The sequence below is a fragment of the Streptomyces sp. H39-S7 genome (genome assembly GCF_027158205.1).
GTDB lineage: Bacteria > Actinomycetota > Actinomycetes > Streptomycetales > Streptomycetaceae > Actinacidiphila.
This window is the reverse complement of record NZ_JAPVLU010000012.1, coordinates 1-6237: the sequence shown is the minus strand read 5'-3', so window position 1 is coordinate 6237 and position 6237 is coordinate 1. Positions and strand designations below refer to the sequence as shown.

Annotated in this window: 5 protein-coding genes and 1 pseudogene; 2 read left to right on the top strand and 4 right to left on the bottom strand. The window is 73.7% G+C overall.

Annotation, left to right across the window (positions count from 1 at the left end; all coding sequences use genetic code 11):
* The first annotated feature begins 227 nt into the window (after positions 1-227).
* Complete coding sequence (locus tag O3X23_RS13405) at positions 228-1574, top strand: phosphatase PAP2 family protein (RefSeq protein ID WP_269271729.1); 1347 nt, start codon at positions 228-230, stop codon at positions 1572-1574.
* 36 nt (positions 1575-1610) lie between these two features.
* Here O3X23_RS13405 and O3X23_RS13400 read toward each other — a convergent pair whose 3' ends face one another.
* From O3X23_RS13400 to def, 3 genes are all read right to left on the bottom strand, one after another.
* Positions 1611-3101: an RsmB/NOP family class I SAM-dependent RNA methyltransferase gene (locus tag O3X23_RS13400; RefSeq protein ID WP_443047841.1), complete on the bottom strand. Its 1491-nt coding sequence runs from the start codon at positions 3099-3101 to the stop codon at positions 1611-1613.
* Positions 3102-3255: 154 nt separating this feature from the next.
* Positions 3256-4197, bottom strand: coding sequence for a methionyl-tRNA formyltransferase (gene fmt, locus O3X23_RS13395; RefSeq protein WP_269271549.1), 942 nt, complete (start codon positions 4195-4197; stop codon positions 3256-3258).
* Between the two features lie 64 nt (positions 4198-4261).
* Positions 4262-4807, bottom strand: coding sequence for a peptide deformylase (gene def, locus O3X23_RS13390; RefSeq protein ID WP_269271548.1), 546 nt, complete (start codon positions 4805-4807; stop codon positions 4262-4264).
* A gap of 265 nt (positions 4808-5072) precedes the next feature.
* Between def and O3X23_RS13385 the strand changes: the two genes are divergently transcribed.
* A complete protein-coding gene (locus O3X23_RS13385; RefSeq protein WP_269271547.1) occupies positions 5073-5693 on the top strand; it encodes a hypothetical protein in 621 nt (206 codons plus the stop codon).
* A 142-nt stretch (positions 5694-5835) separates the two neighbouring features.
* On the opposite strand, the pseudogene O3X23_RS13380 reads toward O3X23_RS13385, so the two are convergent.
* Positions 5836-6237 (bottom strand): annotated as a pseudogene (locus O3X23_RS13380) (primosome assembly protein PriA); the annotation flags it as partial.

The window sequence follows — 6237 nt, the reverse complement described above, 5'->3', positions numbered from 1 at the left end:
GCACTCCTAGGACGCATGCGCCCGCACCGCTCCGATAGCATGATCGGGCTCACGACGATGGCCCTGATCGTCCGTCCTTCACCGGAAGCGCTGCTGAACCAGCACGAAGGGTGAGTTGTTTGACCACCACCTAACACATCGGCCGGACATTGACTTTCATAGCGTCGCAAGCATTTTCGCGAGAAAACCTCAGAGCTGTGCTCACCGCGTGGCGCCGACCGCGGGCGATGCTGTGGACCGCGGTGAGCGTGGTGGCTCTCGGATTCCTCATCGCCCTGGAGATCACCGCGCGCCACTACGGCCTGCGGGGGCCGATCACCAACCAGGTGCGCGAAGTGGCCTTCGCACCCAAGTCCGGGCCGCTGCTCTACGCCGGCATGGCGTTGATGATGCTGGTGCTCAGCTGGCGGCAGCGCCTCATCGGACTCGGGATCGCGCTCGGCATCGACCTCGTCTTCTTCCTGGTGCGATGGGCGTTCGACGCCAAGATGATGTTCGGCAACGGCGCGCTGTGGGTGCTCCTGGCCTACGGGGTCGTCGCCGTCACGCACCGCACCGGCCGCGAACGCGTCCTGCTGCTGAAGAGTGTTGGACTGGGCCTGCTGCTGGTGACCGGCCGCAAGACCGGCGACATCTGGCTGCTCATCACGTCGAAGACCCGCCCGACGGTGCTCGACCCGTACGTCGCGGTCGCCGACCACGCGCTGGGCAACCCGTCGTGGCTGGTGGGCCGGGCGGTCGAGGCCACCGGACCGGTCGGCCACTTCATCCTCGAAGCCGTCTACATCCAGCTCCCGGTGGCCGCGGTCCTCGTCGCGCTCTATCAGCTGCGCAACGTGTCGGCCGAGCGCCGCTTCCCGCGCCACCACCTGGTGCGCACCTTCCTGCTCATCGGCCTGCTCGGTCCCGCCATCTACATGCTCTTCCCGGTGGTCGGCCCGGTCTTCGCCTACGGCACCGGCGGCGCGCAGTGGGCGGTGGCCGACCTGTGGCCCAACACCCCCGTGGCGATCGGCGTCCCGCACCCGGTCCCGTTCGACGGGATCACCCCGCGCAACTGCATGCCCAGCCTGCACACGGCGTGGGCCACCGCGATCTTCATCCACTCCCGCAAGGGCCCGCGCAGCCTGCGGCACGCGGGCACGTTCTGGCTGATCGCCACCCTCGGCGCGACGCTGGGATTCGGTTACCACTACGGCGCGGACATCATCGGCGGCGTCGTGTTCGCCTACACCATCGAGGCCGCGCTGCGCGCGCACGACCTCGGCTGGGAACGGGCGGGGATCAAGCTGGTCGGCTACGGCACGGCGGTCTTCGCCGCGATGCTGGCGTCGTACCGCTGGCTGCCGGTGGAGATGGCCGAGCGCCCGTGGGTGTTCGGGCCGCTCCTGGTCCTGGCAACGGCCTCGGTCGTCTTCTGCTGTGTGCGGACCACCGAGCGGTGGGATGCGGCGGCCGAACCGGCGCACCGGCCGGGACCGCGCCGCCAGGCGCCGCTGCTTCCCGCCCAGGGCGGCCCGGACCGGGCCGGAACGGCCCTCATCGGCGCACGGACCCGCTCCTCCGTCGACTGAACCGGTCGGACGGAGGAGGGCCGGAACCGCCCGGGGTCAGGCGGTGCGGCGCAGCAGGGCCAGATACATGGCGTCGGTGCCGTGCAGGTGCGGCCAGAGCTGGACGTCCGGGCCGTCGCCGACGGCGGGGACCCCGGGCATCAGCGGGCGGGCGTCGATCCACTCGGCGGTGAGCGCCGCGTCAGCGCCGCGACCGCGCAGCACGTCCTCGACGACGGCACGGGTCTCCGCCGGGTGCGGCGAGCAGGTGGCGTAGCCGACGACGCCGCCGACCCGGACGGCGCGCAGTGCCTCGGTGAGCAGCCCGCGCTGGAGCGTCGCGAAGCCCGCGACGTCCTCGGCCTTGCGGCGCCAGCGCGCCTCGGGGCGGCGGCGGAGCGCGCCGAGGCCGGTGCAGGGCACATCGACGAGTACCCGGTCGAAGGAGCCCTCGGCCCAGGCGGGACGGGTGCCGTCCGCGACGATCACCTGGTACGGGCCGGGGTTGCCGGCCAGGGTGCGCTCCACCAGCCGGGCCCGGTGCGGCTGCTTCTCCGACGCGACGAGCAGGGCGCCGCGCTGCGCGGCGAGCGCCGCGAGCAGCGCCGCCTTGCCGCCGGGCCCCGCACAGCCGTCCAGCCAGCGCGCGTCCCGGCCCTCCAGCGGAGCGGCCGCCAGCGCGGCGGCGACCAGCTGACTGCCCTCGTCCTGCACCCCGGCCCGGCCCTCACGGACGGCGTCCACGGCTCCCGGGTCGCCGCCCTCGGCGAGCCGGACGGCGTACGGGGACCAGCGGCCGGGCTCGGTCACCTCCGACGGCAGCGAGGCGGCCACCTCCTCGGCCGTGGAGCGGCCGGGACGCGCCACCAGCGTCACCTCGGGCCGCTCGTTGTCGGCCTCCAGCAGGTCCTCGATACCGGCCCGGCCGCCGCCGAGCGCGTCCCACAGCGCGGAGACGATCCACCGCGGGTGCGAGTGGACGACGGCGAGGTGCGCCTCGGGGTCGTCGTCGTACGGCGGGGCGACCTGGGCGACCCAGGCGTCGAGGTCCTGCGCGGCGATCTTGCGGAGCACGGCGTTGACGAAGCGGGCCCGGCCGTCGCCGAGGACGCAGCGGGCCAGCTCGACGGTGGCCGAGACGGCGGCGTGCGGCGGGATGCGGGTGCCGAGCAGCTGGTGCGCGCCGAGCGCGAGCACGTCCAGCACCGGCGGGTCGACCTCGCGCAGCGGCCGGTCCACGCAGGCGGCGATGACGGCGTCGTAGGTGCCCTGGCGGCGCAGGGTGCCGTAGACCAGCTCGGTGGCGAGGGCGGCGTCGCGGCGGTCGAACTCGCCGCCCTTCTTGACCGCTTCGGCCTCGGCGTTGCGCAGCAGCGAGGGCAGCACGAGGTTGGCGTACGCGTCGCGCTCGTCGACCGCCCGCAGCGCCTCGAAGGCGAGGATGCGGACCGGGTCCCGCTGGGGCCTGCGATAGGGCTTGCCCTTCGGCCTGCCCTGGGACTTGCCCTGCGAGGTGCCCTGCGGTCGGCTGCGCGGCTGGTCGTTCACGATCAATGTGCTCCGGACTCGGTCGGAAAAAACTGCTGCGCCCGCGCGGGCGGAAATGCCCTCTCCCGCGCACAGGGCGTGAACACAGCGTACGGCCGCCGGCCCCACGACCGCCCACCCGGGCGATCGGGGCCGGCGACGACGACGGCAGAGCCTAGGCGCCCAGGCGGGTGCCCGAGGCGAGGCGGACACCGCGCGCCCAGTCGGCGGCGCGCATCAGCTTCTTGCCCTGCTGCTGCACCTCGCCGAGTTCCACGGCGTGGCTGCCGGTGCCCGCGTACACCGCGTTCTTGGCGACGGAGAGCTCACCGGGGGCGAGTTCCGCGAGGTCCTCGCGGCCGGGCAGCAGGGTCACCGGGCCGAGCTTGAACCGTTCGCCGTCGAGCAGCGTCCAGGCGCCGGGTGCCGGGGTGCAGCCGCGGATCAGCCGGTCGACGCGCAGCGCCGGGGCGCTCCAGTCCACCGCCGCGTCCTCGACGGTGATCTTGGGGGCGATGGTGATGCCCTCGGTGGGCTGGGTGCGCGGCACCAGGCGGCCGTCGGCGATGCCGTCCATGGTCGCGGTGAGCAGCCCGGCGCCGCTGTGCGCGAGCCGGGTGAGCAGGTCGCCGCTGGTGTCGTTGGGCCGGACGTCCTCGGTGACGACGCCGTAGACCGGGCCGGAGTCGAGCCCCTGCTCGATGAGGAACGTCGACGCGCCGGTGACCTCGTCACCGGCCATCACCGCGTGCTGCACGGGGGCCGCGCCGCGCCAGGCGGGGAGCAGCGAGAAGTGCAGGTTGACCCAGCCGTGCACGGGGACCTCGAGCGCGACCTTGGGCAGCAGCGCCCCGTACGCGACGACCGGGCAGCAGTCCGGGGCGATCTCCCGGAGCCGGGCGAGGAAGTCCTCGTCCCGCGGCTTCACGGGCTTGAGCACCTCGATGCCGGCCTCCTCGGCCCGCTGGGCGACCGGGCTGGAGACCAGCTTGCGGCCGCGGCCCGCCGTCGCGTCGGGCCGGGTGACGACGGCGACGACCTCGTGCCGGCCGGACGCCAGCAGCGCCTCCAGGGCGGGGACGGCGACCTCGGGGGTGCCTGCGAAGACGAGCCTCATCGTGGGTTCTGTGCCTCTCGTTGGCAGGGGTGACGGCCGTGGACGGCGGCTCGGGCGGCGGGGCTCACTGCGCGCCGCCGAACGTACTGTGCGGGGAGACCTTCACCTGCGGCACGCCCGGATCCGCCCACTCCGCCTCCCGGATCGCCTTCATGGCGGCCTTGCGCTGCTCGGCGTCGAGACGGTCGATGAAGATGATGCCGTCGAGGTGGTCGGTCTCGTGCTGAATGCAGCGTGCCAGCAGCTGGGTGCCCTCGATGGTGACGGGGTCGCCGTACATGTTGAAGCCCTTGGCGACGACACCGTAGGAGCGGACGCAGTTGTAGCTCAGGCCGGGGAGCGACAGGCAGCCCTCGGGTCCGTCCTGCTCCTCCTCGCTCAGCGTGAGGTCCGGGTTGACCAGGTGGCCCAGTTCGCCGTCGACGAAGTACGTGAAGACCCGCAGCGAGACACCCAGCTGCGGGGCCGCGAGGCCGGCGCCGGGCGCCGCCTGCATGGTCTCGGTCAGATCCTGGACGAGGTTGCGGAGTTCCTTGTCGAAGGTGGTGACAGGCCGCGCCGTCATGCGCAGCACCGGGTCGCCGAAGAGGCGGATGGGCGTGACGGACACGGCTGGCGGGCTCCCGCGGTCGGACGGACAAGAGGGCACCCCCCTGCCGGAAGCCGGGGGCCGTCCAATTCTAGGGGCCGGTCCAGGGGCCGGTCTTTTCGGGGGCGCACGCGGTCGTACGAGCCCCCGGAAACATCAGCACGCCCCCTGATGCGTGACTCGATGGCCCGCTGGAGCGTTGGTCAAGAGAGATTGACCGAAAAAGGGGCCGGCACACCACGGACGCGGCCCGATCCCTCATAACGCCGGTTGGAGAGGCTTGTTGATGCCCGACCACGCAACCCATGACGCCCAGGCCCGGGCAAGCCTGCACCTACTGGTGCGGGACATCGAGAGGGTCCGCCGACAGGTGGACGCGCTACGAACCCTGACCGCCCAGCTGGGCAATGTGTACCGACCGCGCCGCAGCGGTCCCGCCGCCGGGTTCGTCGTCTACGGACGCGCCCCCGCACCCACCGTCCGCCTCGCGCAGGAGCTCCGCGACAGTGTGGAGACCCTGGTCACGGCGGCGGTGGAGTTCGACCGTTCGCTGGGATTCTCCTGGGACGCGGTGGGCTCCGCCCTCGGGGTGACGAAACAGGCGGTGCACCGGCGGTACGGGGCGCGCCGCCATGCCGCCAACGGTACCGAGGACGAGTCCTCGCACCCGGACACGACGGGGGTGCACGCCGCGGCGCCCGCTCCCCCGATGGCCGGTGTGCCGGCGGCGCGCTCGATGCCGGACCAGCTGTCCGCACCGATGTCCGGACCCCTGTCCGGGTCGGTGCCCGCGCAACTGCCGCAGCAAGTGCCGCAGCAGCTGCCGGCACACGCTCCGGGACTGGTACCGGTGAGCGCCCGGGAGGACGCCTTCCCCGGCGCACTGCCGGGTCCGCGCAACGGCTGAGCCCCGGCACCACCCGCACCACATCACCCACCCGCACCACGTCACCAGCCGCCCCGCCGCCCGCCACGCCGACAGGTCGGACGCCGGGGCGGCGCCATGTCCCGGCCCGGTCTCCGCCCCGGAGCCGGCCCGGGGTATCACGTCAGCCGATGTCCAGCGGGTCGATGCGCACCAGGACCTGATCGGTCTGCTTGAGCGCCGTACGGGCCACCTGTGCGGCCTTGAGGGCGGCGGCCAGCGCCGCGCCGCTGCCCGGCGGGACCCGGATCAGCATCCGCTCCCAGTGCTCCCCCGGCGGAGGGTCACCGGCCCTGCGCGGCCCGCCCGGCCGGTCGGACGGCACCGGGACCGGCCCCAGCACGGCGGCCCCCTCGGGCAGCCGCGCCAGCTCGATCAGTCCGGCGACCGCCGCCGCGCTCCCGGTCACGGAGGCCATCCGCGAGACGGGCGGGAAGCCCAGCTCGGCCCGCTCGGCCAGTTCGCGGGCCGCGTGCCCGGCCGGGTCCCAGCGCACCAGCGCCTGGACGGGCCGCAGCGTGGGCTC